This window comes from Pantoea sp. X-Soil-MYKO-1289, assembly GCF_059730625.1.
In genome coordinates this window covers 3,680,851-3,705,863 of sequence record NZ_AP036004.1, presented here as the reverse complement: position 1 = coordinate 3,705,863, position 25,013 = coordinate 3,680,851, and the positions used below count along the sequence as shown (strand labels likewise).

20 protein-coding genes and 1 pseudogene are annotated in these 25,013 nt (G+C 61.4%); 12 read left to right on the top strand and 9 right to left on the bottom strand.

Translation table 11 applies throughout. The features are described from left to right. Positions 1–14: 14 nt before the first annotated feature. Positions 15–917 carry a LysR family transcriptional regulator gene (locus AC6I7Z_RS17655; RefSeq protein WP_286870559.1) on the bottom strand — a complete coding sequence of 301 codons (903 nt, stop codon included), beginning with the start codon at positions 915–917 and terminating at the stop codon, positions 15–17. A 103-nt stretch (positions 918–1,020) separates the two neighbouring features. Here AC6I7Z_RS17655 and AC6I7Z_RS17650 point away from each other — a divergent pair, with 103 nt between their 5' ends. The 3 genes from AC6I7Z_RS17650 (at position 1,021) to AC6I7Z_RS17640 (ending at position 2,798) form a co-directional block, all read left to right on the top strand. Beyond that, entirely contained in the window at positions 1,021–1,446 is a 426-nt protein-coding gene (locus AC6I7Z_RS17650; RefSeq protein WP_033749175.1) for a CidA/LrgA family protein, read from the top strand. Continuing rightward, positions 1,439–2,134 (top strand): LrgB family protein, encoded by a 696-nt coding sequence (locus AC6I7Z_RS17645; RefSeq protein WP_497815159.1) that lies wholly within the window; start codon positions 1,439–1,441, stop codon positions 2,132–2,134. Before AC6I7Z_RS17650 ends, AC6I7Z_RS17645 begins: the two co-directional genes overlap by 8 nt. 118 nt (positions 2,135–2,252) lie before the next feature. After that, a complete protein-coding gene (locus AC6I7Z_RS17640; RefSeq protein WP_033749177.1) occupies positions 2,253–2,798 on the top strand; it encodes a YfaZ family outer membrane protein in 546 nt (181 codons plus the stop codon). A 61-nt stretch (positions 2,799–2,859) separates the two neighbouring features. Here the strand turns inward: AC6I7Z_RS17640 and AC6I7Z_RS17635 are convergent, their stop codons facing one another. The 3 genes from AC6I7Z_RS17635 to acs all read right to left on the bottom strand — a co-directional run bounded on the left by AC6I7Z_RS17635 (position 2,860) and on the right by acs (position 6,935). Next, positions 2,860–4,509, bottom strand: a complete 1,650-nt coding sequence (locus AC6I7Z_RS17635; RefSeq protein WP_434124183.1) for a cation acetate symporter — start codon at positions 4,507–4,509, stop codon at positions 2,860–2,862. Beyond that, positions 4,506–4,835 (bottom strand): DUF485 domain-containing protein, encoded by a 330-nt coding sequence (locus AC6I7Z_RS17630; RefSeq protein ID WP_033749179.1) that lies wholly within the window; start codon positions 4,833–4,835, stop codon positions 4,506–4,508. The genes AC6I7Z_RS17635 and AC6I7Z_RS17630 overlap by 4 nt, the downstream gene beginning before the upstream one ends. Positions 4,836–4,979: 144 nt before the next feature. Beyond that, positions 4,980–6,935, bottom strand: a complete 1,956-nt coding sequence (gene acs, locus AC6I7Z_RS17625) for an acetate--CoA ligase (RefSeq protein WP_497815158.1) — start codon at positions 6,933–6,935, stop codon at positions 4,980–4,982. Positions 6,936–7,482: 547 nt separating this feature from the next. Between acs and gltP the strand changes: the two genes are divergently transcribed. The 3 genes from gltP to AC6I7Z_RS17610 all read left to right on the top strand — a co-directional run bounded on the left by gltP (position 7,483) and on the right by AC6I7Z_RS17610 (position 11,680). Beyond that, entirely contained in the window at positions 7,483–8,784 is a 1,302-nt protein-coding gene (gene gltP / locus AC6I7Z_RS17620) for a glutamate/aspartate:proton symporter GltP (protein ID WP_497815157.1), read from the top strand. 265 nt (positions 8,785–9,049) lie between these two features. After that, complete coding sequence (murQ, locus tag AC6I7Z_RS17615; protein WP_497815156.1) at positions 9,050–9,949, top strand: N-acetylmuramic acid 6-phosphate etherase; 900 nt, start codon at positions 9,050–9,052, stop codon at positions 9,947–9,949. Between the two features lie 186 nt (positions 9,950–10,135). Further along, entirely contained in the window at positions 10,136–11,680 is a 1,545-nt protein-coding gene (locus AC6I7Z_RS17610) for a methyl-accepting chemotaxis protein (RefSeq protein ID WP_497815155.1), read from the top strand. Here AC6I7Z_RS17610 and AC6I7Z_RS17605 read toward each other — a convergent pair. After that, on the bottom strand, positions 11,677–12,636 hold the full coding sequence (locus AC6I7Z_RS17605) for an AraC family transcriptional regulator (protein WP_048783044.1): 960 nt from the start codon (positions 12,634–12,636) through the stop codon (positions 11,677–11,679). The genes AC6I7Z_RS17610 and AC6I7Z_RS17605 overlap by 4 nt on opposite strands. 105 nt (positions 12,637–12,741) lie before the next feature. Here AC6I7Z_RS17605 and AC6I7Z_RS17600 point away from each other — a divergent pair, with 105 nt between their 5' ends. The 4 genes and pseudogenes from AC6I7Z_RS17600 to AC6I7Z_RS17585 all read left to right on the top strand — a co-directional run bounded on the left by AC6I7Z_RS17600 (position 12,742) and on the right by AC6I7Z_RS17585 (position 17,355). Beyond that, positions 12,742–13,929 (top strand): MFS transporter, encoded by a 1,188-nt coding sequence (locus AC6I7Z_RS17600; protein WP_497815154.1) that lies wholly within the window; start codon positions 12,742–12,744, stop codon positions 13,927–13,929. Between the two features lie 215 nt (positions 13,930–14,144). Further along, positions 14,145–14,354: a YdgH/BhsA/McbA family protein gene (locus AC6I7Z_RS17595; protein ID WP_081140671.1), complete on the top strand. Its 210-nt coding sequence runs from the start codon at positions 14,145–14,147 to the stop codon at positions 14,352–14,354. A 211-nt stretch (positions 14,355–14,565) separates the two neighbouring features. Continuing rightward, complete coding sequence (gene yncE / locus AC6I7Z_RS17590) at positions 14,566–15,606, top strand: 7-bladed beta-propeller protein YncE (RefSeq protein ID WP_497815153.1); 1,041 nt, start codon at positions 14,566–14,568, stop codon at positions 15,604–15,606. 107 nt (positions 15,607–15,713) lie between these two features. Then, positions 15,714–17,355 (top strand): annotated as a pseudogene (locus AC6I7Z_RS17585) (dihydroxyacetone kinase subunit DhaK). 49 nt (positions 17,356–17,404) lie between these two features. On the opposite strand, the gene AC6I7Z_RS17580 reads toward AC6I7Z_RS17585, so the two are convergent. The 4 genes from AC6I7Z_RS17580 to sbmA all read right to left on the bottom strand — a co-directional run bounded on the left by AC6I7Z_RS17580 (position 17,405) and on the right by sbmA (position 22,190). After that, complete coding sequence (locus AC6I7Z_RS17580) at positions 17,405–18,418, bottom strand: aldose 1-epimerase family protein (RefSeq protein ID WP_497815152.1); 1,014 nt, start codon at positions 18,416–18,418, stop codon at positions 17,405–17,407. After that, complete coding sequence (gene fucP, locus AC6I7Z_RS17575) at positions 18,415–19,740, bottom strand: L-fucose:H+ symporter permease (protein ID WP_497815151.1); 1,326 nt, start codon at positions 19,738–19,740, stop codon at positions 18,415–18,417. The genes AC6I7Z_RS17580 and fucP overlap by 4 nt, the downstream gene beginning before the upstream one ends. Positions 19,741–19,749: 9 nt before the next feature. Then, a complete protein-coding gene (gene rbsK / locus AC6I7Z_RS17570) occupies positions 19,750–20,667 on the bottom strand; it encodes a ribokinase (RefSeq protein WP_497815150.1) in 918 nt (305 codons plus the stop codon). A gap of 281 nt (positions 20,668–20,948) precedes the next feature. Then, positions 20,949–22,190 carry a peptide antibiotic transporter SbmA gene (gene sbmA / locus AC6I7Z_RS17565; RefSeq protein WP_497815149.1) on the bottom strand — a complete coding sequence of 414 codons (1,242 nt, stop codon included), beginning with the start codon at positions 22,188–22,190 and terminating at the stop codon, positions 20,949–20,951. Positions 22,191–22,487: 297 nt separating this feature from the next. Here sbmA and AC6I7Z_RS17560 point away from each other — a divergent pair, with 297 nt between their 5' ends. Continuing rightward, complete coding sequence (locus AC6I7Z_RS17560) at positions 22,488–23,219, top strand: gluconate 2-dehydrogenase subunit 3 family protein (protein WP_033749195.1); 732 nt, start codon at positions 22,488–22,490, stop codon at positions 23,217–23,219. A gap of 2 nt (positions 23,220–23,221) precedes the next feature. After that, positions 23,222–25,006 (top strand): GMC family oxidoreductase, encoded by a 1,785-nt coding sequence (locus tag AC6I7Z_RS17555; protein WP_497815148.1) that lies wholly within the window; start codon positions 23,222–23,224, stop codon positions 25,004–25,006. Positions 25,007–25,013: the final 7 nt, after the last annotated feature.

The window sequence follows — 25,013 nt, the reverse complement described above, 5'->3', positions numbered from 1 at the left end:
GCCGCGCGCCGCGCCTATACCGACAGGCGCGGCGCTTCATCCGGCCAGTGTTCGCGGCAGCAGGCGATCCACGCCTGCGCGCTGCGCGACAGATAGCTTCCCTCCCGCCAGATCAATCCCAGACTCCACATCAGCTCCGACTCCAGCGGCAGCCACAGCAGCGACTGCTTATCCAGCCGCTGACAGATCGGCTCCGGCAGGATCGCCAGCCCCATCTCCGCCTGCACCATCGCCGCCAGAAAATCCCACTGTCCGCTGCGCACCGCGATATGTGGCGTAACGCCAAGGCGCTGAAACGCCTTCATCAGCTGGCGGTTCAGCGAGAACTCCTCGTTGAAAATCAGCAGCGGATGCGCCGCCAGCTCCGTCAGCGCGATATGGCTGCGGTTAAGCCAGGCGGGCTGGCGCGGCACCAGCACGCAGAGCGGATGGTGCATGAGAGGCAGCGTGTTCAGCGGCAGATCGGGATCGACCGGCAGGGCGGTAAGCGCAATATCCAGGCTGCCCGCCAGCACCGCCTGCTGCACCGTGAGGCCGCCAAATTCGGCGATGTTCAGGGTGACGCCGGGATAGCGGCGGCGAAACGCCGAGATCGAGCCGGCGATCTGCATACCGACCATCGGCGGAATGCCGAGGCGCAGCTCGCCGGTTTTCAGCTGGTTGATGTCGCCGATCTCCGCCTCGAGCTGGTGGAACTCCTGCAGAATCGCCAGTCCGCGCTGGTAGACCGCCTGGCCGCTGTCGGTCAGATGCAGTTTGCGGCCGTCGCGCAGCAGCAGCGTGCAGCCCAGCTCCTCTTCCAGCTGGCGCAGCATTTTGCTGATGGTGGGCTGAGTCACATAGAGCTTCTGCGCGGCGCGGGTAAAGCTCTGCTGGCGCACCACCTCGGTGAAGTAGCGTAAAGCGCGGACGTCCATAACTATTCCCTTTTGGCATGACTGGAATGATTTTAATTCATTTTTTTCACCTTCTGTTGCGGATTTATACTAAGCGCCGAATCTGATGAAAGGAGAAACGAAAATGGCGTTAGCGCTCAGCCCGCAGCGCGTAGGCAGGCTGCAACGACTCTGGCTGCCGCTGCAGCTGCTGCTGTACATTGGCATGTTTATCGCCAGCGATCGTCTGGTGAGCTGGCTGCATCTGCCGCTGCCCGCCAATATCGTCGGCATGCTGCTGCTGCTGGCGCTGATCGTCACGCGCGTGCTGCCGCTGCGCTGGGTCAGGGCGGGCTCGCGCTGGCTGCTGGCCGAAATGCTGCTGTTCTTTATTCCGGCGGTGGTGGCGGTGGTGAACTACGGCGACCTGCTGCGCGTCGACGGCTGGCGCATCTGCGTGGTGATTGCGCTCAGCACGGTACTGGTGCTCGCCTCCACCGCGCTGGTGGTCGATCGCCTCTACCGCTATGAAGTGGCGCGCGCGGCGCGCAGGGAACAGCGCGATGCGTGATTTTATCCTGAGCCTGCTCTGTCTGGCGGTCACGCTGCTGATCTACTTTCTCAACAAGCGTCTCTATCGCCGCTGGCGCACGCTGCTGCTGATGCCGCTGGTGGCGACGCCCGTGCTGCTGGTGGCGCTGCTGCTGATTACGCACGTCTCCTGGCGGGACTATATCGCCGAAAGCCACTGGCTGCTCTGGCTGCTCGGCCCGGCGACGCTCGCCTTCGCCGTGCCGGTGTATGAAAACATGACGATTATTCGCCGTCACTGGCTTTCGCTGAGCGCTGGGGTGCTGACCGCCACGCTGGTGGCGGTGTGCAGTTCGGTGTGGCTGGCGCGGCTGCTGACGCTGCCTGAATCAATCCAGCGCAGCCTGGCGGTGCGCTCCATCACCACGCCTTTCGCGCTGGCGGCGGCGAAGCCTATCGGCGGCCAGCCCGATCTGGTGGCGCTGTTTGTGGTGATCACCGGGGTGTTCGGCATGGCGATCGGCGACGTGCTGTTTCTGCGCATCGCTATCCGGCAGGGCGTGGCGAAAGGGGCGGGCTTCGGCGCGGCGTCGCACGGCGCAGGCACGGCGCGCGCTTACCAGCTGGGCGAACAGGAGGGCGTGGTCGCCAGCCTGGTGATGATGCTTTCCGGCGTGGTGACGGTGGTGCTGGCGCCGCTGATCGGCCACCTGATGTGGGCAGCCTGACAACAAAATTTGCCGATCGACATGTCTGTTTACGTAAAGGTTGCCAAATAGAGTTGTCAGAGGATTTCAGGCTGTTAACCTTTGCGCCGAAATTATTGTCCTTTCATGGAGTGGAATCATGTTTAAGCAACTTGTTACCGGGAGCGCACTGGGTCTGGTCCTGCTGAGCGGCGCGGCGCAGGCTATCGAAGGCAGCGTGGATGTCGGCGAGCACAACACTAATCTGAACGTCGGTCTGGGCACCACCTCTCCGGGCCTGTTCCTTAAAGGCAACTGGCTGCGCAGCGATCACGACGGCAGCACCTACGGCCTGGGACTGGGTTACAACGTCGATATCGGCGGACTGCGTCTGGCGCCGACCGCCAAGACCATTTTCACCCATCCGGAAGATGGTAAAGATGGCTTCGCCGTGGCGCTGGGCGGCGGCGCGCAGTACAGCTTCAACAGCATGTGGGGCCTGTACGGCGAGTACTACTACGCGCCAGAAGGTCTGACTGACCATCTCGACAGCTATCAGGAAGCCGCTGGCGGCCTGAGCTTCACCCCGATTTCGCTGCTGAACCTGCGCGTGGGCTATCAGTATATCGAGCTGAACAACAAAGGCGGCCGTAAAGACAACGTGCTGGTCGACGGCCCGTACGTCGGCGCTTCGCTGCGTTTCTGATTCGATCGGATAAAAAAAGGCGGCTTATCAGCCGCCTTTTTTATTTTGCCGCGCCCTAAGATTAGTGCGACTTGCCCTGCGAGATGCCGATACCGGTCTGCGAGCGGATAAACTGCGCCCGGAAGCGGCCGCGCTCCTGCGCGCCCTGCGGCGAATGGTCGGTAACGGAGAAGAGCCAGGTGCCGACAAAGGCGACGATCATCGAGAAGAGCGCCGGATATTCATAGGGATAAACCGGGGAGGCGTGACCCAGCACCTGCACCCAGACCGTCGGGCCGAGGATCATCAGCACCACCGCGGTGATCAGCCCCAGCCAGCCGCCGATCATCGCGCCGCGCGTGGTCAGCTTCGACCAGTACATCGACAGCAGAATGATCGGGAAGTTACAGCTGGCGGCGATTGAGAACGCCAGGCCGACCATAAAGGCGATGTTCTGCTTCTCAAACAGGATGCCCAGCGCAATCGCCACCACGCCCAATACCAGTACGGTAATCTTCGACACGCGCAGCTCTTCGCGCTCGGTCGCCTGGCCTTTACGAATAACGCTGGCGTAAAGGTCATGCGATACCGCCGACGCGCCCGCCAGCGTCAGCCCGGCGACCACCGCCAGAATGGTGGCGAAGGCCACGGCGGAGATAAAGCCGAGGAAGGTGCTGCCGCCCACCGCGTTCGCCAGATGCACCGCCGCCATATTGGTGCCGCCGATCAGCGCGCCGCTGGCGTCTTTAAAGGCGGGATTTGCCCCGACCAGCAGAATCGCCCCGAAGCCGATAATAAAGGTCAGGAAGTAGAAGTAGCCCATAAAGCCGGTGGCCCAGAAGACGCTTTTACGCGCCTCGCGCGCGTCCGCCACGGTAAAAAAGCGCATCAGAATATGCGGCAATCCGGCGGTGCCGAACATCAGCCCCAGCCCGAGCGAGAGCGCGGAAATGGGATCCTTCACCAGCCCGCCCGGCTGCATGATGGCCGCGCCTTTCGGATGCACCGCCATCGCCTGGGTAAAGAGGTTATTGAAGCTGAAGCCGGTCGCCTTCATCACCATGATCGCCATAAAAGAGGCGCCGAACAGCAGCAGCACCGCTTTGATAATCTGCACCCAGGTGGTCGCCAGCATGCCGCCGAACAGCACGTAGAGCACCATCAGAATGCCCACCAGCACCACGGCGATATGATAGTCGAGGCCGAACAGCAGCTGGATCAGCTTGCCCGCGCCCACCATTTGCGCAATCAGGTAGAGCGCCACCACCACCAGCGAGCCGCAGGCGGAGAGGGTGCGGATCGGCTTCTGCTGCAGGCGATAGGAGGCGACGTCGGCGAAGGTGTAGCGGCCCAGGTTGCGCAGGCGCTCGGCGATGAGAAACAGGATCATCGGCCAGCCCACCAGGAAGCCGAGCGAGTAGATCAGACCGTCGTAGCCGGAGGTATACACCAGCGCGGAGATGCCGAGAAAAGAGGCGGCGGACATAAAGTCGCCCGCCATCGCCAGGCCGTTCTGAAAGCCGGTGATATTGCCGCCGGCGGTATAGTAGTCGTTGCGCGAGCGGGTGCGCTTCGACGCCCAGTACGTAATGCCCAGCGTGGCGGCGACGAACACCACAAACATGCCGATCGCCTGATAGTTGGTGGCCTGCTGCTGCACCGCGCCGGTCAGGGCGTCCGCCAGCGCGGAGGCGGGCAGCAGCGCCAGCAGCCAGAGAGAAAGACGCTTCATGGTTTTACCTCGCTGAGGATCTGCTTCGTCAGGCGATCGAACTCGCCGTTGGCGCGCCAGACGTAAACGCCGGTCAGCACAAAAGAAATCACAATCAGGCCTACGCCGATGGGAATGCCGCGCGTCACGCTGGTGCCGTCATGCAGCGGCGTGCCGAGCCAGCCGGGCGCGAAAGCGATCAGCAAAATAAAGCCGACGTAGAGCACCAGCATAATCAGCGACAGCACCAGGGCGAACCGCTGGCGCTTATGCACCAGCTCCTGAAAGCGCGGATGACGCTCAATTCGTTGATTGAGCGCCTCCTGAGTGGAAAGGGCGTCGTTCATCACAGTTTCTCCAGAGGTTATGCAGGCGGCAGCCTCACGCTGCTGCGCGAGGAAGGCCTGGTCAGATATTGTTATGTGACTTCAGAAACACACTGCGTAAGGAAAGGGCGGCGGGAAGAAGAGACCTCCCGCCGGTAAGACGGTTTACGGCATACGGAGCGCCTGCTTCTCCTCCAGCAGTTTATCCACCACGCCCGGATCGGCCAGCGTAGAGGTATCGCCTAAATTGCTGGTGTCGCCCGCGGCGATCTTGCGCAGAATGCGGCGCATAATCTTGCCGGAGCGGGTTTTCGGCAGCGAGTCGGTCCAGTGCAGGATATCGGGCGTGGCGATGGCGCCGATCTCTTTCCGCACCCAGCTGCGCACCTCGGTATAAAGCTCCGGCGACGGCTCTTCGCCATGGTTCAGCGTGATATAGGCGTAGATCGCCTGACCTTTAATGCTGTGCGGAATGCCCACCACCGCCGCTTCGGCGATTTTGGGATGCGACACCAGCGCAGACTCGATCTCGGCGGTGCCGAGACGGTGGCCGGAGACGTTGAGCACGTCGTCGACGCGGCCGGTGATCCAGTAGTAGCCATCTTCGTCGCGGCGCGCGCCGTCGCCGCTGAAATAGCAATTCTTGAACGTAGAGAAGTAGGTCTGCTCGAAGCGGTCATGATCGCCGAACAGCGTACGCGCCTGGCCCGGCCAGGAGTCGGTGATCACCAGGTTGCCTTCCGCCGCGCCCTCCTGCGGATTGCCTTCGTTATCCACCAGCGCAGGCTGCACGCCGAAGAAAGGTTTGGTCGCGGAGCCCGCTTTCAGCTCGGTGGCGCCCGGCAGCGGCGCGATCATAAAGCCGCCGGTTTCGGTCTGCCACCAGGTATCGACAATCGGACAGCGGCCGTCGCCAATCTTGTTGTAGTACCACTCCCAGGCTTCCGGGTTAATGGGTTCGCCCACCGAGCCCATGATGCGCAGGCTCTGGCGGCTGGTGCCCTCAATCGCCTTGTCGCCCTCCGCCATCAGGGCGCGGATCGCCGTCGGCGCGGTATAGAGCAGGGTTACTTTATGCTTATCCACCACTTCCGCCATGCGGCTCGGTTTCGGCCAGTTTGGCACGCCCTCGAACATCAGCGTGGTGGCGCCGCACGCCAGCGGGCCGTAGAGCAGATAGCTGTGGCCGGTGACCCAGCCGACGTCGGCGGTACACCAGTAGATATCTTCCGGGTGATAATCAAAAACGTATTTGAAGGTGGTCGCCGCATAAACCAGGTAGCCGCCGGTGGTGTGCAGCACCCCTTTTGGCTTGCCGGTAGAGCCGGAGGTATAAAGGATAAAAAGCGGATCTTCCGCCTGCATCTCGGCGGGCGCGTGCTGCTCACTCGCTTTATCCATTAGCTCGGACCACCAGAGATCGCGGCCATCCTGCCAGTCGATCGGCCCGCCGGTGCGCTTCAGCACCACCACATTTTTCACGCTGTTGACGGTGGGGTTTTTCAGCGCGTCGTCGACGTTTTTCTTCAGCGGGATAGGGCGACCGGCGCGCACGCCTTCATCCGCGGTGATCACCAGTTTCGCGCTGGAGTCCACCACGCGGCCCGCCACCGCGTCCGGCGAAAAGCCGCCGAAAATCACCGAATGCACCGCGCCGATGCGCGCGCAGGCCAGCATCGCCACCGCGGCTTCGGGCACCATCGGCATATAGATCGCCACCACGTCGCCTTTTTTCACCCCCAGCGACAGCAGCACGTTGGCGAAGCGGCACACCTGGTTATGCAGCTGGCGGAAGGTCAGGGTCTTGCTTTCGCTGGCGTCGTCGCCTTCCCAGATAATGGCGGGATGGTCGCCGCGCTTTTCCAGATGGCGATCGAGGCAGTTGGCCGCCAGATTGAGCGTGCCGTCCTCATACCAGCGAATAGAAATATTGCCCGGCGCGAAAGAGCTGTTTTTCACTTTGCTGTAGGGCTTGATCCAGTCGAGGATTTTCCCCTGTTCGCCCCAGAACGCATCCGGGTCGCTGACGGACTGCTGATACATCGTCTGATACTGCTCGGCAGTGATCAGGGCATTCGCGGCAATGGCGGCAGGTATCGGGTGTTTATGTAGTTGGCTCATGGCGGATCTCCTTGAAGATGTTAATAATATGTCAATCAAAGGTTAAGTGAAGCCTGAGCCAGAGCTTTGTTTCTTTTTTGCGCCTCAGATCACGAGCGCGCGCCTGCCCGCTATGCCTGATAAAACCGTCAAACCTGCGCCCTTATCCGCGCTTGCGCCTGGCGAAAAATCCAGCAAACGAACCCGCCGCCTTTTTGCGCAGCGCTGCATAGCTATGCGGATAATTTAATAAGTATTACTTTTTAGAACAGCAGGTTAGGGTTTTGATAACCAAACAGCATTTTATGCTATTAGAGTGGCTAATCTTTAATCGAACACGCCAGGGGTTGCATTTACCACAGTGAAAATGGTACTTATCTCGCCCCTGCTCAGCAGGACTCAACCAGACGGCGTCTGAAAAAAGTACGGGAATTTTCGCATTTTCGTCGAGGACGCTGTCCTCAATAACCCTCTAATTTACCGGGCTTTTGCTCACTTCCCTGTGTGTATCCTTCTCTGCACCTTCGCAGCGTAGCAATAGGGGTTTTGACTGAGGAAATAACGCGTTATGAAAGGTTTTAAAATAAGCCTGGCCTGGCAGATTCTGATTGCGCTGGTGCTCGGCATCGTTGTCGGTTCAGTGCTGCATAATCAGCCAGACGATCGTGAATGGTTAATCACCAACATTCTCAGCCCGGCGGGCGATATCTTTATTCATCTGATCAAGATGATCGTTGTGCCTATCGTGATTTCATCGCTGATTGTCGGCATTGCCGGCGTGGGCGATGCCAAGAAACTGGGACGAATTGGCGTCAAAACTATCGTCTATTTCGAAGTGATCACCACCCTTGCCATTGTGGTCGGCATTACGCTGGCTAACGTGTTTCAACCCGGCACCGGCATTGATATGTCAACGCTGGCAACGGTGGACATCTCTAAGTATGAAGCCACGACCGAAGCGGTGCAGAACGGGCCTCATAGCCTGGTCACCACCATTCTGTCGCTGATCCCGCAGAACATCTTCGCCTCGCTGGTGAAGGGCGACATGCTGCCGATTATCTTCTTCTCGGTGCTGTTCGGCATGGGCCTGTCGGCGCTGCCGTCAGAGCAGCGCGATCCGCTGGTCAACATCTTCCGCAGCGTGTCGGAAACCATGTTTAAAGTGACGCACATGATCATGCGTTACGCGCCGGTAGGCGTCTTCGCGCTGATCGCCGTGACCATCGCCAACTTCGGCTTTACCTCGCTGTGGCCGCTGGCGAAGCTGGTGCTGCTGGTTTACGCCGCGATTCTCTTCTTCGCGTTCGTTATCCTCGGCGGCGTGGCGCGCTTCTGTAAGCTGCGTATCACCACTCTGATGCGTATCCTGAAAGATGAGCTGATCCTCTCTTACTCGACCTCCAGCTCGGAAACCGTGCTGCCGCGCATTATGCAGAAGATGGAGGCCTACGGCGCGCCGAAGGCGATCACCAGCTTCGTGGTGCCGACCGGCTACTCCTTTAACCTGGACGGCTCAACGCTCTATCAGAGCATCGCCGCCATCTTTATCGCGCAGCTTTACGGCATCGACCTGTCGCTGACCGACGAGATCATCCTGGTGCTGACGCTGATGGTGACCTCCAAGGGTATCGCAGGCGTGCCGGGCGTCTCGTTCGTGGTGCTGCTGGCGACGCTGGGCAGCGTCGGCATTCCGCTGGAAGGCCTGGCCTTTATCGCCGGCGTCGACCGCATTATGGATATGGCGCGCACCGCGCTTAACGTTATCGGCAACGCGCTGGCGGTGCTGGTTATTGCCCGCTGGGAGAACCAGTTCGACGCCGAGCAGGCGAAAGCCTACGAGCTGCAGCTGCGCGCACAAACGGCGAGCTAACGCTTCTTACAGGCGACTCCCCTTGCTAACAAGCGGATAAGACGGCCCGAAGAGCAAAGCGTCCCGCGACATGGATGTTGCGGGCCGAGCTGCCAGGGATGGCGCTTTTTGCGTCTTTGCGATCGGGCCGTCTTATCCGCGCAGGCTCCGGCTTTCCAGGCAACATCAGGCCATGTAACAGGGTTCAGACCTCGTCTGAACCCTTTTTTTATCCCGCAAATATGATAAAACCGGGCCTGAATAAATCATGCCCGGAGCACGCCCCATGACCATCGACCTCAGCCAGCTCATCACCGAAGGCCGCAATCCGGCCAGCCAGAACATCGACGAGCTTTCCACCGACGCCATGCTGCGCGTCATCAACGACGAAGACAAAAAAGTGGCGCTGGCGGTCGAAGCGATCGTGCCGCAGATCGCCCAGACGGTTGACGCCATCGTCGCCGCCTTCGCGCAGGGCGGCCGACTGATCTACAGCGGCGCAGGCACCTCCGGACGACTCGGCATCCTCGACGCCAGCGAATGCCCGCCGACCTTCGGCACGCCGCGCGGCCAGGTGGTGGGGATCATCGCCGGCGGCCACAAGGCGATACTGCAGGCGGTAGAAAATGCGGAAGACGACCGCGAACAGGGCGCGCAGGACCTGCGCGACATCCAGTTCAGCGCAAAAGATGTGCTGGTGGGCATCGCCGCCAGCGGCCGCACGCCCTACGTGCTGGGCGCGCTGGAATATGCCCGGACGCTGGGCGCCACCACGGCGGCGCTCACCTGCAACCCCAACAGCGCCATGGCGCAGACGGCAGACATCGCGCTCACGCCGGTGGTCGGCCCGGAAGTGGTCACCGGATCCTCGCGCATGAAAGCGGGCACCGCTCAGAAACTGGTGCTCAACATGCTCACCACCGGCGCGATGATCCGCAGCGGCAAAGTCTACGGCAACCTGATGGTCGACGTAGAGGCCACCAACCAGAAACTGGTACAGCGCCAAATCAACATCGTCATGCAGGCCACCGACTGCGACGAAGCGAACGCCAGCCGCGCGCTGGCGGCCTGCGACGGCCACTGCAAAACCGCCATCCTGATGCTGCTGGCCGACATCGACGCCGAAGAAGCCCGCGCGCGCCTTAACAGGCATCAGGGCTTTATCCGCCGCGCGCTACAGGGCTAACACAGGATTATTAAAAAGGACTAACGATTCACAGATAAACGGCTGGCGGGTCAATTGCTCGCCAGCCTCTTTTTAAGCGGGAAAAATTTATTGCCGCCTCTAAAGCCCGGGTCTTTCGCTGCCGAAAACATAAAAAAACATAACTGATAATCTCCCTACCTTCAGCAGCTCGTTCAAGGACCCGTCATGCGTAACAATCAGCCAGTCACCCAGCGCGAATTCGTGTTTGACGATAACGCGACGTTAATGTCGACCACCGATATCAACAGCTACATCACCTACGCCAACGACGCCTTTATCGAGGTCAGCGGCTTTACGCCGGAAGAGGTCAACGGCCAGCCGCACAACATGGTGCGCCATCCCGACATGCCGCCCGAGGCGTTTGCCGACATGTGGGCGACGCTCAAGCAGGGCCAACCCTGGACGGCGCTGGTGAAAAACCGCCGTAAAAACGGCGATCACTACTGGGTGCGCGCCAATGCGGTGCCGGTGGTGCGCGACGGCAAGGTGCAGGGATTTATGTCGGTGCGCACCAAACCGGACGAGGCGGAAATTCGCGCCACTGAAGCGCTCTACCGCGATTTTCGCGAAGGGCGGACGAAAGGGCGGCGCTTCCATAAAGGGCTGATCGTCCGCACCGGCTGGCGTCGCGTCGGGTCACTGCTGAAAACGCTGCCGCTGCGCTGGCGCATCCGCCTGCCGCTGATCGCGCTGCTGCCGCTGGCGGCAATCAGCGCCGCGCTGCTCGGCATGACGCCCGCCTCGCTGGGCTGCTTTACCGGCGGCATGGCGCTGCTGCTGCTGCTGACCAGCCTGTGGATGGAACAGCAAATCTCGCGCCCCATCGAACGCATGTGCCAGCAGGCGCTTAGCGTGGCCACCGGCGCCAGCCATAAAGTTGAGCAAATCGATCGCGTCGATGAGGTGGGGATGACGCAGCGTGCTATCGGCCAGCTCGGCCTGATGTTCCGCTGGCTGGTGGATGACGTCAGCGGCCAGGCGATTAACGTCCTGAGCGCCAGCGACGCCATCGCCAGCAGCAACAGCGAGCTAAGCCGCCGCACCGAACAGGCGGCGGCTAACGTGCAGCAGACTGCCGCCACCATGAACGAAATGACCGCCACGGTAAAAAGCAACACCGAAACGGCGGGCGAGGTCAATACGCTCTCGGCGCGCACCAGCCAGGCGGCGAGCAAGGGCGGCGACGTAATGCAGGAAATGGTCGGCATGATGGCGGAGATCGCCGAAAGCTCGCAGCGCATCGCCAACATCACCAGCGTGATCGACGGCATCGCCTTCCAGACCAATATCCTCGCGCTCAACGCGGCGGTGGAAGCGGCGCGCGCGGGCGAGCAGGGCAAAGGCTTCGCGGTGGTGGCGGGAGAAGTGCGCAGCCTGGCGCAGCGCAGCGCGAAGGCCGCCAGCGAAATCAAAAGCCTGGTGGAAACCAGCTCCAGCCGGGTTCAGCTCGGCAGCCGGCACGCCGACGCGGCGGGACGCACCATGCAGGACATCGTTGCGCAGGTGCAGAACGTCTCGTCGCTGATCGCGCAGATCAGCGCCGCCACCGCCGAACAGTCCACCGCGCTGAGCGAGGTCTCTACGGCGGTCGAGGACCTCGACGACATCACCCACCGCAACGCGGCGCGCGTGCAGGAGAGCGCCGAGGCGTCCGGCCGCATGACGCGTCAGGCTAACCGCCTGGTGGAAGCGATCAGCGTCTTCCGCTAGGAGGCGCGCGCCTCTTCCCGCCCGGCGCGCAGCGCGCCGGGCGGCTGACCGACAATACGCTTAAAGGCGCGGCTAAAAGCGGCGAGCGAGCCGTAGCCGAGCTGAAAGGCCACCACTTCCACCGCTTCGCCGTTATTGACGATGCGCTGCACCGCCAGCCGCATGCGCAGCTCGGTGAGATAGCGCAGCGGCGTCATGGTGGTGGCGTTCTGAAAGCGCTCGGCGAACACCGAACGCGAACAGCCCGCCACGCGCGCCAGCCGTTCTACCGTCCAGTTCTCTCCCGGTTCGCGGTGCATCGCGGCGATCGCCTTGCTCAGGCGCGGATCGCGCATCGCCTGCACTAGCCCGCTGCCCTGACCGCAGCCGTTCTCTACCCAGCCGCGCACGATCAGCGCCGCCACCACATCCGCCAGCCGCGACAGAATACCGGCGAAGCCGGCGTGACGCGTGCGCGACTCGCGCTCCATAGCGTCGAGAATTGGCTGGATCTCCGGATACTGCGACAGCAGGGTGCTCACCAGCATGATATCCGGCATGGTGTTGATCAGCGGCTGCATGCCGCCCAGCTCGAACTTCATGCAGGCGCTGAACAGGATCACGCTCTCCTCGTCGTCGCAGGCGTCGGCGGGCGCGCCAATGGCGCAGACGCTGTCGCAGATCGGCTTGCTGCTGAAGGCGGCGATATTCTCGCAGTCGGCGTCGGGCGAGGAGAGCAGGCTGTGCGGCTTGCCGTGCGGGATCAGCAGCGCGTCGCCGGTATTAAGCGTAAAAATTGCGCCCGACGCGCCGCGCACCAGCAGCGGGCCGCGCCCGACGAAGTGAAACTGCGCCCGGCCCGGCGCATGCTCATAGCGCAGCCCGAAGGGCGCGGCGAGCTGGATGCGCTGATAGGTCACGCCGTGCAGCCGCATGCCCATCAGCAGTTCGCTGGTCAGATCTTCATAGTGGCTCATTGCATTCCAGACGAATTATCAATAATGAAGGTGTTGCCATCATAGATCGTCTTGCCCGCTGCCTCTATGCTCCAGCCTTAATAAATTTTTTTATGGAGAAGCTGCATGAGTCTGAGTACAGAAGTGGCTGATGAGGTTTCCGTCCCCACGCGTCCAGCCTGGGGCGCGGTATTTTCGATGGCGTTCGGGGTATTCGGCCTCATTACCGCCGAATTTCTGCCGGTCAGTCTGCTGACGCCGATCGCCGCCTCGCTGCAGGTGTCGGAAGGGCAGGCGGGACAGACGGTAACGGTGACCGCGCTGGTGGCGCTGCTGACCAGTCTGATAGTGGGCAGCGTCACGCGGCGGCTCGATCGCCGCGTGGTGATGCTGGCCTTTACGCTGCTGCTGGTCGCCTCGGCGCTGCTGGTGGCGCTGGCGAGCAACCTGACGCTGATCCTGCTGGCGCGCGTGCTGCTCGGCATGGCGATTGGCGGCTTCTGGACGCTCTCGACCGCCATCACCATGCGGCTGGTGCCCAGCGACCAGGTGCCGCGCGCGCTCTCGATCGTCTTCAGCGGCATTTCGCTGGCGACCATTATCGCCGCGCCGCTCGGCAGCTATCTCGGCGGCCTGATCGGCTGGCGCAATATTTTTATGCTGACCGCCGGGCTGGGCGTGCTGGCGCTGATCTGGCAGAGCTTTACCCTGCCGGCGATGCCGCCAGAGAATAAAGCGCGCAGCGGCGGCGTGCTCGACCTGCTGCGCAGCGGGCTGATGCGCTGGGGCATGCTGGCGGTGATTATGATGTTTACCGGCCACTTCGCCTTCTTTACCTACCTGCGTCCGTTTCTGGAGAGCAGCGCGCAGCTTAATCTCAACCAGCTCTCTCTGGTGCTGCTGGCGTTTGGCGTGGCTAACTTTTTCGGCACCTCGCTGGCGGGCTATCTGGTAACGCGCAGCGTATCGCTGACGCTGAGCGCGATGGCGCTGGTGATGAGCGCCACCGCGCTGCTGCTGGTGAGCTTTGTCGACGTCTCCTGGCTGGTCGCCGCGGGCGTGGCGCTGTGGGGCCTGGCGTTTGGTTCGATGCCGACCGGCTGGTCCACCTGGATCTCGCGCGCGGTGCCGGACGACGCCGAATCGGGCGGCGGCCTGCTGGTGGCCACCATCCAGCTGGCGATTACGGCCGGCGCGGCGGCGGGCGGCTGGATGTTCGACCTGCAGGGCGCAGGCGGCGTCTTTCTCGCCAGCGGCGTGCTGATGCTGCTCGCCTCGCTTACCATCTTCACTCGCGTGCGACATCACGGCTAATTGGCCGAAGGGCAGCGGAATATGCTGCCCTTTTTCTTTCTGCCAGCGAGTTAACCTTTTGCGGCGCCGCTACACCCAATGTGCGATTTGATTGTCAGTAAATTTGATAAAGAACGGCAATTATCTCCGCTATCAACAGTTTCATCCTCGGTCTATTATTCATCTCAACAAGGCAACACGCCTTATCTGATTAAACATCTACCGAGGAATTGACCATGAAAACTATCAAAACTTTTGCTGCTGTTATCGCTCTCTCCGTTCTTCCGCTGACCAGCTTCGCCCAGAGCGTGACCGCTATCGACTCTACCCTTGACGGCGCGGAAGCAAAAATCGCGGCGCAGGCGAAAGAAGCGGGCGCCTCATACAAAGTGACCGAAGCCTACAACAACAACGGCGTGCACATGACGGCTGAACTGCTGAAATAAGTCCGACCGGCTGTTGCTGACAGGACGCCTTCGGGCGTCCTGGCGGCGTTTAAGCGGATGAAACCGCTTCCCTTCTGGCGATAAATCCTTATGATCTGCCAAAAAAATTGTCTCTGCTGGCCTTATGGCCGTTTCGCTTTTTTTATTCGGTTTGCAATGTGAGCTTTCCAGCACTGCCTGATGGCGGTGAATTTTTTGCTATGGAGAGATCATGACATCCTTATCCTCTGCGCTGCGCGCGACGCTGCTCGCCACCGCGCTCTTTTCCGCCTCCGGCATGCTGGCGCATGCGGACCCTCTCACCCAGCCGGTCAGCAAGGGCGCCTATGAGCTTGCCTTTAGCCCCAGCGACGATACGCTGTTCCTCGCCGCGTCGCAGGGCAGCGATGCGCCGGGCGGCGCGGTATTCCGCCTTGATGCGCACAGCCTGGCCGTAAAGCAAACCATCCCCACCGAGCTGAAAAGCTTCGGCGCGGCGATCAATCCGCAAACCAACGTGCTCTATATCGGCAATACCCTGAACGGCGCGCTGACCGCCATCGACGCCGTCAGCGGCAAAGTGCTCAACACGCTGGTGCTGGACGGCCGCCAGCGCGGCGACAGCGTGCGGCCGCTGCAGCCGCGCGAAATCGCCGTCGATGTGAAAACCAACCGCGTCTACGTCACCGGGCTGGGGCCGCAGAGCGTGGTCTGGGTGGTGGATGGCAAAACCCTGCAGCTTATCAGCGTGGTGCCGAACACCGGCAAAATGGCTACCGGCCTGGCGGTCGACAGCGAGCGGCAGAAACTCTACGTCACCAACGCCGACGGCGAACTTATCACCATCAACAGCCGCACTAACGCCGTTGAAAAGCGGCAGAAAATCGGCGACGACAACGCGCATTTCTTCCTGAATATCGCGCTGGATACGCAGGGTCAGCGCGCCTTCCTCAGCGATTCGAAGCAGCCGCAGGTGCTGGTGGTCGATCTGCGCGATGGGAAAGTGATCCAGGCGATCGCCGCGCCAGAGTCGCTGGCGGTGCTGTTCAATCCGCAGCGCGACGAGCTTTACGTCACCCACCGCAAAGCGGGCGAGGTCAGCATCATCGACGCCAGCAGCTATAAAGTGAAACGCAGGGTGAAAACGGCGGGCCTGCCTAACAGCCTGGCGCTTTCCGCCGACGGCAAGGCGCTCTACGTCAGCGTCAAACAGCCGGGATCGCGCAAAGCGCCGCCGAAAAACCCCGACAGCGTGATGCGCATCGCGCTTTGATTCCAGCCACATCCTCAGGGGCGGCCATCGGCCGCCCTTTGCATTTCTTCGGCTACCTTTAAAGCGTGCCGCTGCCTGGCGGCATCAACACCATTGGAGAGGATGCAATGAGCCAGTTCCTGATGAATGAAAAAAATAATCTGGTCAACGAAGCGATCGAGGGGGTGCTGCTGAGCACGCCGTGGCACAACCTTAGCCGCCTCGACTTAGGCGACGACATTCGGGTGGTGGTGCGCAACGACTGGGATAAAAGCAAGGTGGCGCTGATTTCGGGCGGCGGCTCGGGACATGAACCGGCGCATGCCGGCTTCGTCGGCAAAGGGATGCTGACCGCCGCAGTCTGCGGCGATATTTTCGCTTCGCCCAGCGTCGACGCGGTGCTGAGCGCCATTATTAACGTTACCGGCGACGCGGGCTGCCTGCTGATCGTGAAAAACTACACCGGCGACCGGCTCAATTTCGGCCTGGCGGCGGAGAAGGCGCGCGCGCTGGGCTACAAGGTCGAGATGGTGATGGTGCAGGACGATATCGCCCTGCCGGACAACCCCCAGCCGCGCGGCATCGCCGGTACCGCTCTCATCCACAAAATCGCCGGCTACGCCGCAGAGCAGGGACAGTCGCTGGCGCAGGTGAAAACCCTGGCGCAGCGCGCCATTAAGGGCATGGCAAGCATCGGCGTCGCCTTTTCCACCTGCCATATTCCCGGCGAGAAGCGCGACAACCGCGTGAAAGAGGGCGAGAGCGAGCTGGGCATGGGCATTCACGGCGAGCCGGGCGTCATCACGCTGGACACGCAGAACAGCCAGCAGCTGGTGAGCATCATGACGGATAAGCTGGCCAACAGTCTCTCTTCCGGCACCCGCGCGGTGCTGCTGGTGAACAATCTCGGCGGCTTCTCGATGCTGGAGCTGGCGCTGGTGACGCGCGACGTGCTGAAAAGCCCGCTGGCGGCGCAGATCAGCCATTTGATTGGCCCGGCGACGCTGGTGAGCGCGCTCGATATGAAAGGCTTCTCGCTGACGGTGCTGCAGGTGGAGGCGGCGTTTCTCGAAGCGCTGAAAGCGCCGGTAGAGGTGCTGGGCTGGGCACCAGTCCATGCGGTGGAGCCGGTCACGACGCTGAGCAGCCAGCGCGTGGTGAGCAAGCTCGAGTTTACGCCTTCTCAGGACGAGCGCACGGCGCAGGTGGTGGGGCGCGTGGCGCAGACGCTGATCGATCTTGAAGCCGAGCTGAACGCGCTGGACGCGAAAGTCGGCGACGGCGACACCGGCTCGACCTTCGCCGCGGGCGCGCGTAAGGTGAAGAGCGCGCTGGAGGCGCAGCAGCTGCCGCTGGCGGATCTGCCGTCGCTGTTCGCGCTGGTGGGCGAGCAGCTGGCGACGGTGATGGGCGGGGTCGAGCGGCGTGCTGATGTCGATCCTGTTTACCGCGGCGGGCCAGCGGCTGGCGCAGGGCGGTACGCTGCCGGAGGCGCTGACGCAGGGACTGGAGCAGATGAAGCACTACGGCGGCGCGCAGATTGGTCACCGCACGCTGGTCGATGCGCTGGAGCCGGCGCTGGAGGCGCTGTCGGCGGGCGGATCGCTGGCGGAGGCGGCTGCGGCGGCGGCCCAGGGCGCCGATTCCACCGCGCAGATGCAGAGCGCCAGAGCGGGGCGCTCATCCTACCTGAATCAGCAGACGCTGGATGGGGTGAAAGATCCCGGCGCTTACGCCGTGGAGAAGGTTTTCGCCGCGCTGGCGGGTTAACCTTCGCGCGGCCGGCTGGCGACCCTGCGGGTCGCCATCACGCACGACGTCACACTATGCCCGTCTCGACGCTGAAATGGCGCTGTTCGCCCGGCGCCAGCCACAGCAGCGTGCCGGCGCGCTGCGCGGCGTTGAAGCCCTCCGGCCGACAGGTGGCTGGCAGAATATAAGCCGCCACCTGCTGATCGCGGTTGTGCAGCATCCAGCGCGTGGCGTGCGGAAACTGCCGGCTGCTGAAGCGCGTCATCAGCGCGAAGCCCTGCGGCGAATGCAGCTCGAACTGCATCTCGTCGCCATACTGCGGCAGATCGTCGGCGAAGAAGACGATCTCCGGATCGCACATCTCCGGCCGATCCAGCCGCTGAAATGCCTGCGGATCGCGCGCCAGCGCGGCGGTATAGGTCTGCCACTGCGGCGTCGGCTTTACGTGCGCCGGCACCGAGGTGCGCAGCTGGAAAGCCTGCTGCGGGATCGACTGCTTAAACTCGCCCCCATCAATCCATGCGCTGTTCAGATGACACATATACTGCAGCGGCATCGGCGCGCCCGCCAGGTTGGTCACCTTCATCTCGATATGCAGGCGCGGCTGGCCAGCCTCGAGCCGCACCGCCGGCGCCGCCAGATAGTGATGGCCAAAGCCTTTCACATACTCGGTTTCGCCCTCAAGCGACAGGCGATCCGCCTCCAGCACCAGCCACGCGCTGTCCATGCGCGCGCAGGCCATTTCGCCATGCAGAGGGTGATCATCATCTTCGGCCGGACAGCCGTTCGCCAGCAGCCCAGAGTGGAAGGCAAAGCAGCCGTAGGTGTCGATAATCGAACTGCCCGGCAGCGGCTGCTTAAAGCTGTGGCCCATGGTCAGCGTCCGGCCGTCGAAACAGGCGTCCCAAATCATCTGGCCGTAAAAGGGCAGCACCGTCACCGTGCCGCGCTGATTGCTGATACGCACCGCTTCGATTCCAGCCGGGTAGCGGAAAAGCTCGACGTGGAACTCGGCGTTTTGCAGCAGCGTGGTCGGCGTGGCGTGAAACTGTTCCCGACAGAGCGGCAGACGCGTTTTCATGGCATCTCCTCGACTAAACGGCCGGTTTGCCGCGCCTGTTTTTTATGACGCAGCTCGCCCCAGAAATAGAAACCCACCCAGGCGAAGCAGAGCAGCGAGACGCCAAACGCCAGCTGCATTGAGCCCAGATGGTCGGAGGCGAATCCCTGGATGGCCGGGATAAAAGCGGCGCCGACAATCGACATCACGATAAACGCGCCCGCCACTTCGGTGTACTTGTTGTCGACGGTCGCCAGGGTGCCGGCATAAATCGTCGCCCAGCAGGGGCCGAACAGCACGCTGACAAACACCGCCGCATAGACCGCGGTGAAGTTCGGCACGAACATCACCCACGCCAGGGTCAGCACGCCGAGCGCCGAATAGGCCATCAGCACCTTCTCGGCGCGAAAGCGCGTCATCAGGAAATTAGCGACGAATTTGCCGATAAAGAAACAGATAAAGCTGTAGATCATAAAGTTAGAGGCGTGGCGTTCATTGGTGGCGCCCAGCGTGAGCGCCAGACGGATCGTGAACGACCACACCGCCACCTGCATGCCGACATAGAGGAACTGCGCCACGATGCCGCGCTTAAAGTGGCGGTTGCCGGCCAGGTAGCGCAGCGTTTCGCCGAGCGACGGCAGGGATTTTTCGCTCGACGCCGGTTTGCAGCGCGGATAGCGCGTAAACAGGAACAGCAGCATCACCACCACCAGCACCATCACCAGATATTTATAGGGCTCCAGCGTATGCTCCAGCATGCTGAGGCGGAACGCGTGCGCCTGTTCGGCGTTCATCCCGGCCAGCTGGCTCTGCAGGCTGTCGCCCTCCCGGAACACCAGATATTTGCCCAGCACAATGCCCATCAGCGCGCCGACCGGGTAGAAGGTCTGGCTGACGTTGAGGCGCAGCGTGGCGCGATCGCGGTGGCCAATCATCGAGCTATAGGTATTGGCGGCGGTTTCCAGAAAGCTCAGGCCGATGGCGATAGCGAAAATCGCCGCGAGGAACATGGTGTAGGTGGCCATATGCGAGGCGGGATAGAACAGCACGCAGCCGCCGATATAGAGCGCCAGCCCCATCAGGATCGCCAGCTTATAGCTTGCTCTGCGGATCACCAGCGAGGCCGGAATAGCAATGAGAAAGTAGCCGCCGTAAAAGGCGCTCTGCACCAGCGCGCTGGCGAAGTCGCTGAGGGCGAAAACGCTTTTGAACTGGGTGATCAGGATATCGTTCAGGCTCGCGGCGCAGCCCCATAGCGGGAAGAGGCACGAGAGCAAAATGAACTGGAACAGCGGCGTTTTATTTAAGTAGCCGTCGGGTTGCTGAACAATGTTCTGCTGCATAGCTCGACCTCAGTTAACGTTAAGAAAACGCTGGAAGGTTTCCGCGTCGGGATAGGATCGCTGCGTGCCGCGGCCGGTCACGCTGCAGGCGGCGTAGGCGGAGGCTTGCGCCATCGCCGCCGCGACATCGCCGCTTTGCACCAGCGCCTGGGCGAAACAGCCGATAAAGGCATCGCCCGCGCCGCTGGTGTCGACCGCTTTCACCGCCGTCGGCGCCACCTGGTGCAGGCTGTCGCCGCTCATCCACAGCGAACCGCGCGCCCCCATGGTGATGATCAGGTTCTTCAGCCCGCGCCTGAGCAGCGTCTGGCCCGCCAGTTTCACCTCTTCATCAGTGGCGACCGGCATGCCGGTCAGGATCTCCAGCTCGGTTTCGTTGGGCATAAAGAAGTCGCACTTGCAGGCGTAAGCGATATCGAGATTTTCCACCGCCGGCGCCGGATTGAGGATCACGTTGATGCCGTGCTGACGGGCGAAATCGATGGCGTAGTAGACGGTTTCCAGCGGGATCTCCAGCTGCAGGATAATCAGCCGGCACGCTTTCAGCGCCTCGGCGGCAGCGTCGATATCGGCCGCGCGCAGCTGCTGGTTGGCGCCTTTGATAATCAGGATGCGGTTCTGCGACTGCTCGTCGACAAAGATCGGCGCCACGCCGCTCGAGGTGCCCGGCGCGGTGGTGACGTAGCGCGTATCGACGCCCTGACGCTGCAGGTTGGCGACGGTTTCCGGCGCGAAGAGATCGTCGCCGACCTTGCTAACCATCATTACGCGTCCGCCCATCTTCGCGGCCGCCACCGCCTGATTCGCGCCTTTCCCGCCGCAGCCAATGGCAAAATCCGGCGCTTCCAGCGTTTCGCCTGCTTTAGGCAACTGACTGGTATAGGTAATAAGGTCAACCATGTTTGACCCGATAACCGCGATGTCCATTGTTTGCTCCCAGGTGAATTTATTCTGTTTTAATGTTATTAAAATCACATTATCAGCTTGTTAAAGTTAATAATGTGACAAATTTCACAACCTGAAATCGCGATGCAAACGGTTAAATCGCCTGTTAACGGCAACTGTAAATGTGATTATTTTAACAATTCTAAAGGATTTTAAGAGCGGCGGGCGTTGAGGTGCTGGCGGCTGGCATGCGAAACGCGCAAAGGGGAAGTGGGGAAAGGCGCAGCGCTCTGCCGCGCTGCGCCCGGATTGCGTTTGCTGCTTTACTCGTTTTCCGCCGCTTCGCGCATCATCTCCTGATGCGGAATATCCTGCAGGATCTGCTCGAAACTGCGCAGACGCTTATAGATCGACATCAGTTCCACCAGCGTCGACCAGGAGGTGATCAGATACTGGAACGATGAGCGCACCTGGTCGAACGCATTAGTAATGCGGTTTAACAAACCGAAGGTAATGGTGCCCGCCACGATTGACGGGAACAGCACAAAGAGACCGAAAACATTATCAATCTGCAGATAGAGAATGCGGGTGATATTAAAGTAGAGATAGTGAAAGTAGAGGCGGAAATAGTTATAACGCACGCGGCTGAACAGCGCCTGCACCGTCGGCGGCGTCGCACGATCGGCATGGTCTTCGCCGTAGACCAGCTCTTTACGATAGGCCGCCTCAACCTGCTGGTTGCGGAACTCCAGCCCCGGCAGCTTGATGCCCACCAGCGCCAGCAGCGCCGTGCCGAACAGCGACCAGAGCAGCGCGATGATCACCAGCGCATAGGGAATATCGCCGAGCAGCGGCACATCCTTAACGTGATGCGACAAACTGATCAGCACCGGCAAAAAGGCCACTAGCGTCATTAGCGCCTGAAGGAAACTCACGCCCCAGTCCTCCAGCGTGCTGGCGAAGCGCATGGTGTCTTCCTGCACGCGCTGCGCCGCGCCTTCAACCTTACGCAGGCGCTGCCAGTTGTGCATGTAATAGTTGTTCATCGCGGTGCGCCAGCGGAACACCCAGTGGCTAATGAAAAAGGAATTCGTGACGCCAACGACCACCGAAATCAGGGCGATGCCAAGAAAATCGCCTATGCCGCTGTAAAAGCGACTAATCGGTACTGACCCCGCTTTGGTCAGCGCCTGCTGGATCAGATCGTAGAACGGGCCGTACCAGGCGTTGACGCCGACGCCGACCTGCACGCCGAACCAGGTGACGAAGATAATCAGCGCCGATCCCCATACTGACCAGCGCTGCCACGGATGGTTATCGATAACGCGCCAGGCCAGGGCGAATATCGCCACCACTATCCAGTAATAGCCATAAAACCAGAGCTGGCTGGGGGCGATAAAGCGCGCGGCCGTGGTCGGCAGCGGCTGCTGCATCGCAGCATGCAGCGCTGGCCAGCGGGACGGCAGGTCATCGGCAAAGCCGAACCAGGCAAAAATCGCGATCAGACTCCAGATCGCCGCCGAGCTGAAAAACAGCGCTGGCCGGGGGAAATAGGACTTAAACATGGGCTCTCCGCTGTTGTGTGCACTCTTTTATAACGTCTTTTAGCGTTATCTGTCTGTTGTGTGTTGTTTCCGATGGTGACAGTTATCGTCCGCGGCAGGTAAAGCATTGCGACGAGATGTTAATGAATTTGTGCGAATTTGTTTCGGCGAACTAAATGTTTCACCACAACAGTGTTACACTAGCGCCAACTGTTACCGGTAACAGTGCTGCTGTAACCCTTAATCCGCATAAAAAAACCATTACAACGCAACTGTTTAACTTTCATGCCGCATTATAAGCGGTACTGAGGCAATGTCATGTCAGAACAAAAACGTGGGCAGACGCGCAGGGATTTTCTGTTAAAGACCATTGCGCTGGCACCAGCTATGGCGGCGGGCAGCGCCGTCGTCGGCGGCTTCAGCATGGCGCCTGCGGTGCAGGCTGCCGATCCCGCGGCGGCGCAGCCGGCGCGCGACTACCAGCCCAGCTGGTTTACCGCTGAAGAGTTCGCCTTTATCAAGGCTGCCGTCGCCCGCCTGATCCCCAATGACGAGCGCGGCCCAGGCGCGCTGGAAGCGGGCGTGCCGGAATTTATCGACCGCCAGATGAACACCCCTTACGCCACCGGCGCCAACTGGTATATGCAGGGGCCATTCAATCCGGACCTGCCGAAAGAGCTGGGCTATCAGCTGCCGCTGGTGCCGCAGCAGATCTACCGTCTGGGGCTAGCGGACGCCGACGACTACAGCAAGCGCCAGCACGGCAAGGTGTTCGCCGATCTCAGCGGCGAGCAGCAGGACGCGCTGCTGCAGGCGATGGAGAGCGGCCAGGCCGATTTTCGTCAGCTGCCGGCGAAAACCTTCTTCGCCTTTCTGATCCAGAACACCCGCGAAGGCTTCTTCAGCGACCCGATCCACGGCGGCAACCAGAATATGGTGGGCTGGAAGCTGATCGGCTTCCCAGGCGCGCGCGCCGACTTTATGGACTGGGTTGAACGCGGCGAACGCTATCCGTTCCCGTCAGTATCTATTCGCGGGGAGCGCGCGTAATCATGGCAAACGAGATGAAAAAAGCAGACGCGGTAATCGTTGGTTTCGGCTGGGCCGGCGCAATTATGGCGAAAGAGCTGACCGAAGCGGGTCTTAACGTGGTCGCGCTGGAGCGCGGCCCGCATCGCGACACCTATCCAGACGGATCTTATCCGCAGTCAATCGACGAGCTGACCTATAACATCCGCAAAAAGCTCTTCCAGGATCTGTCGAAAAGCACCGTCACTATCCGTCACGACGCCTCGCAGACGGCGGTTCCCTATCGCCAGCTGGCGGCGTTTCTGCCGGGCACCGGCACCGGCGGCGCAGGGCTGCACTGGTCCGGCGTACACTTCCGCGTCGATCCGACCGAGCTGCGCCAGCGCAGCCACTATGAAGAGCGCTACGGCAAAAACTTTATTCCGGAAGGGATGACGATCCAGGATTTCGGCGTCACCTATGACGAACTGGAGCCGTTCTTCGACAAGGCGGAAAAAGTCTTCGGCACCTCCGGCACGCCGTGGAGCATTAAAGGGCAGGTGGTCGGCAAGGAGAGCGGCGGCAACCCGTTCGCGCCGGATCGCTCCGACAAATTCCCGCTGCCGGCGCAGAAGCGCACTTATTCGGCGCAGCTCTTCGCCGAGGCGGCGAAGTCGGTGGGCTATCACCCTTACGATCTGCCGTCGGCCAACACCTCCGGCCCCTACACCAACCCCTACGGCGCGCAAATGGGGCCGTGCAACTTCTGCGGCTACTGCAGCGGCTACGCCTGCTACATGTACTCGAAAGCGTCGCCGAACGTGAATATCCTGCCCGCGCTGCGCCAGGAGCCGAAGTTCGAGCTGCGCAACAACTCCTACGTGCTGCGCGTCAACCTGACCGACGACAAAAAGCGCGCCACCGGCGTCACCTACGTCGATGCGCAGGGGCGTGAAGTGGTGCAGCCGGCGGATCTGGTGATCCTGTCGGCGTTCCAGTTCCACAACGTGCACCTGATGCTGCTTTCCGGCATCGGCAAGCCCTATAACCCGATCACCAACGAAGGCACCGTCGGCCGCAACTTCGCCTACCAGAATATTTCGACCCTGAAGGCGCTGTTCGACAAAAACACCACCACCAACCCGTTTATCGGCGCGGGCGGCGCGGGCGTCGGCGTCGACGACTTCAACGCCGACAACTTCGACCACGGGCCGCACGGCTTCGTCGGCGGTTCGCCGTTCTGGGTCAACCAGGCAGGCACCAAGCCGATCTCCGGTCTGCCGACGCCCACCGGCACGCCGAACTGGGGCAGCAAATGGAAGGCGGCAGTGGCGGATACCTACACGCACCATATCTCTATGGACGCCCACGGCGCGCATCAGTCCTACCGCGCGAACTATCTCGACCTCGATCCCAACTACAAAGATGCCCACGGCCAGCCGCTGCTGCGCATGACCTTTGACTGGCAGGATAACGACATCAGGATGGCGCAGTTTATGGTCGGCAAGATGCATAAGATCGCCGAAGCGATGAGTCCGAAGATGATTATCGGCGGCGCGAAAAAGCCGGGCAGCCATTTCGACACCACGGTCTATCAGACCACGCACATCAGCGGCGGCGCCATTATGGGCGACCATCCCGCCACCAGCGCGGTGAACCGCTATCTGCAGAGCTGGGACGTGCCGAACGTCTTTGTGCCGGGCGCCTCCGCTTTCCCTCAGGGCCTGGGCTACAACCCGACGGGCATGGTGGCGGCGCTGACCTACTGGTCGGCGAAAGCGATCCGCGAACAGTATCTGAAAAACCCGGGTCCACTGGTGCAGGCATAAGGAAATG

What these genes read in the sequence shown, in the direction of transcription:
- AC6I7Z_RS17655 (WP_286870559.1), bottom strand. Translation starts at nt 917, where the DNA reads ATGGACGTCCGCGCTTTACGCTACTTCACCGAGGTGGTGCGCCAGCAG.
- AC6I7Z_RS17650 (WP_033749175.1), top strand. Translation starts at nt 1,021, where the DNA reads ATGGCGTTAGCGCTCAGCCCGCAGCGCGTAGGCAGGCTGCAACGACTC.
- AC6I7Z_RS17645 (WP_497815159.1), top strand. Translation starts at nt 1,439, where the DNA reads ATGCGTGATTTTATCCTGAGCCTGCTCTGTCTGGCGGTCACGCTGCTG.
- AC6I7Z_RS17640 (WP_033749177.1), top strand. Translation starts at nt 2,253, where the DNA reads ATGTTTAAGCAACTTGTTACCGGGAGCGCACTGGGTCTGGTCCTGCTG.
- AC6I7Z_RS17635 (WP_434124183.1), bottom strand. Translation starts at nt 4,509, where the DNA reads ATGAAGCGTCTTTCTCTCTGGCTGCTGGCGCTGCTGCCCGCCTCCGCG.
- AC6I7Z_RS17630 (WP_033749179.1), bottom strand. Translation starts at nt 4,835, where the DNA reads ATGAACGACGCCCTTTCCACTCAGGAGGCGCTCAATCAACGAATTGAG.
- acs (WP_497815158.1), bottom strand. Translation starts at nt 6,935, where the DNA reads ATGAGCCAACTACATAAACACCCGATACCTGCCGCCATTGCCGCGAAT.
- gltP (WP_497815157.1), top strand. Translation starts at nt 7,483, where the DNA reads ATGAAAGGTTTTAAAATAAGCCTGGCCTGGCAGATTCTGATTGCGCTG.
- murQ (WP_497815156.1), top strand. Translation starts at nt 9,050, where the DNA reads ATGACCATCGACCTCAGCCAGCTCATCACCGAAGGCCGCAATCCGGCC.
- AC6I7Z_RS17610 (WP_497815155.1), top strand. Translation starts at nt 10,136, where the DNA reads ATGCGTAACAATCAGCCAGTCACCCAGCGCGAATTCGTGTTTGACGAT.
- AC6I7Z_RS17605 (WP_048783044.1), bottom strand. Translation starts at nt 12,636, where the DNA reads ATGAGCCACTATGAAGATCTGACCAGCGAACTGCTGATGGGCATGCGG.
- AC6I7Z_RS17600 (WP_497815154.1), top strand. Translation starts at nt 12,742, where the DNA reads ATGAGTCTGAGTACAGAAGTGGCTGATGAGGTTTCCGTCCCCACGCGT.
- AC6I7Z_RS17595 (WP_081140671.1), top strand. Translation starts at nt 14,145, where the DNA reads ATGAAAACTATCAAAACTTTTGCTGCTGTTATCGCTCTCTCCGTTCTT.
- yncE (WP_497815153.1), top strand. Translation starts at nt 14,566, where the DNA reads ATGACATCCTTATCCTCTGCGCTGCGCGCGACGCTGCTCGCCACCGCG.
- AC6I7Z_RS17580 (WP_497815152.1), bottom strand. Translation starts at nt 18,418, where the DNA reads ATGAAAACGCGTCTGCCGCTCTGTCGGGAACAGTTTCACGCCACGCCG.
- fucP (WP_497815151.1), bottom strand. Translation starts at nt 19,740, where the DNA reads ATGCAGCAGAACATTGTTCAGCAACCCGACGGCTACTTAAATAAAACG.
- rbsK (WP_497815150.1), bottom strand. Translation starts at nt 20,667, where the DNA reads ATGGACATCGCGGTTATCGGGTCAAACATGGTTGACCTTATTACCTAT.
- sbmA (WP_497815149.1), bottom strand. Translation starts at nt 22,190, where the DNA reads ATGTTTAAGTCCTATTTCCCCCGGCCAGCGCTGTTTTTCAGCTCGGCG.
- AC6I7Z_RS17560 (WP_033749195.1), top strand. Translation starts at nt 22,488, where the DNA reads ATGTCAGAACAAAAACGTGGGCAGACGCGCAGGGATTTTCTGTTAAAG.
- AC6I7Z_RS17555 (WP_497815148.1), top strand. Translation starts at nt 23,222, where the DNA reads ATGGCAAACGAGATGAAAAAAGCAGACGCGGTAATCGTTGGTTTCGGC.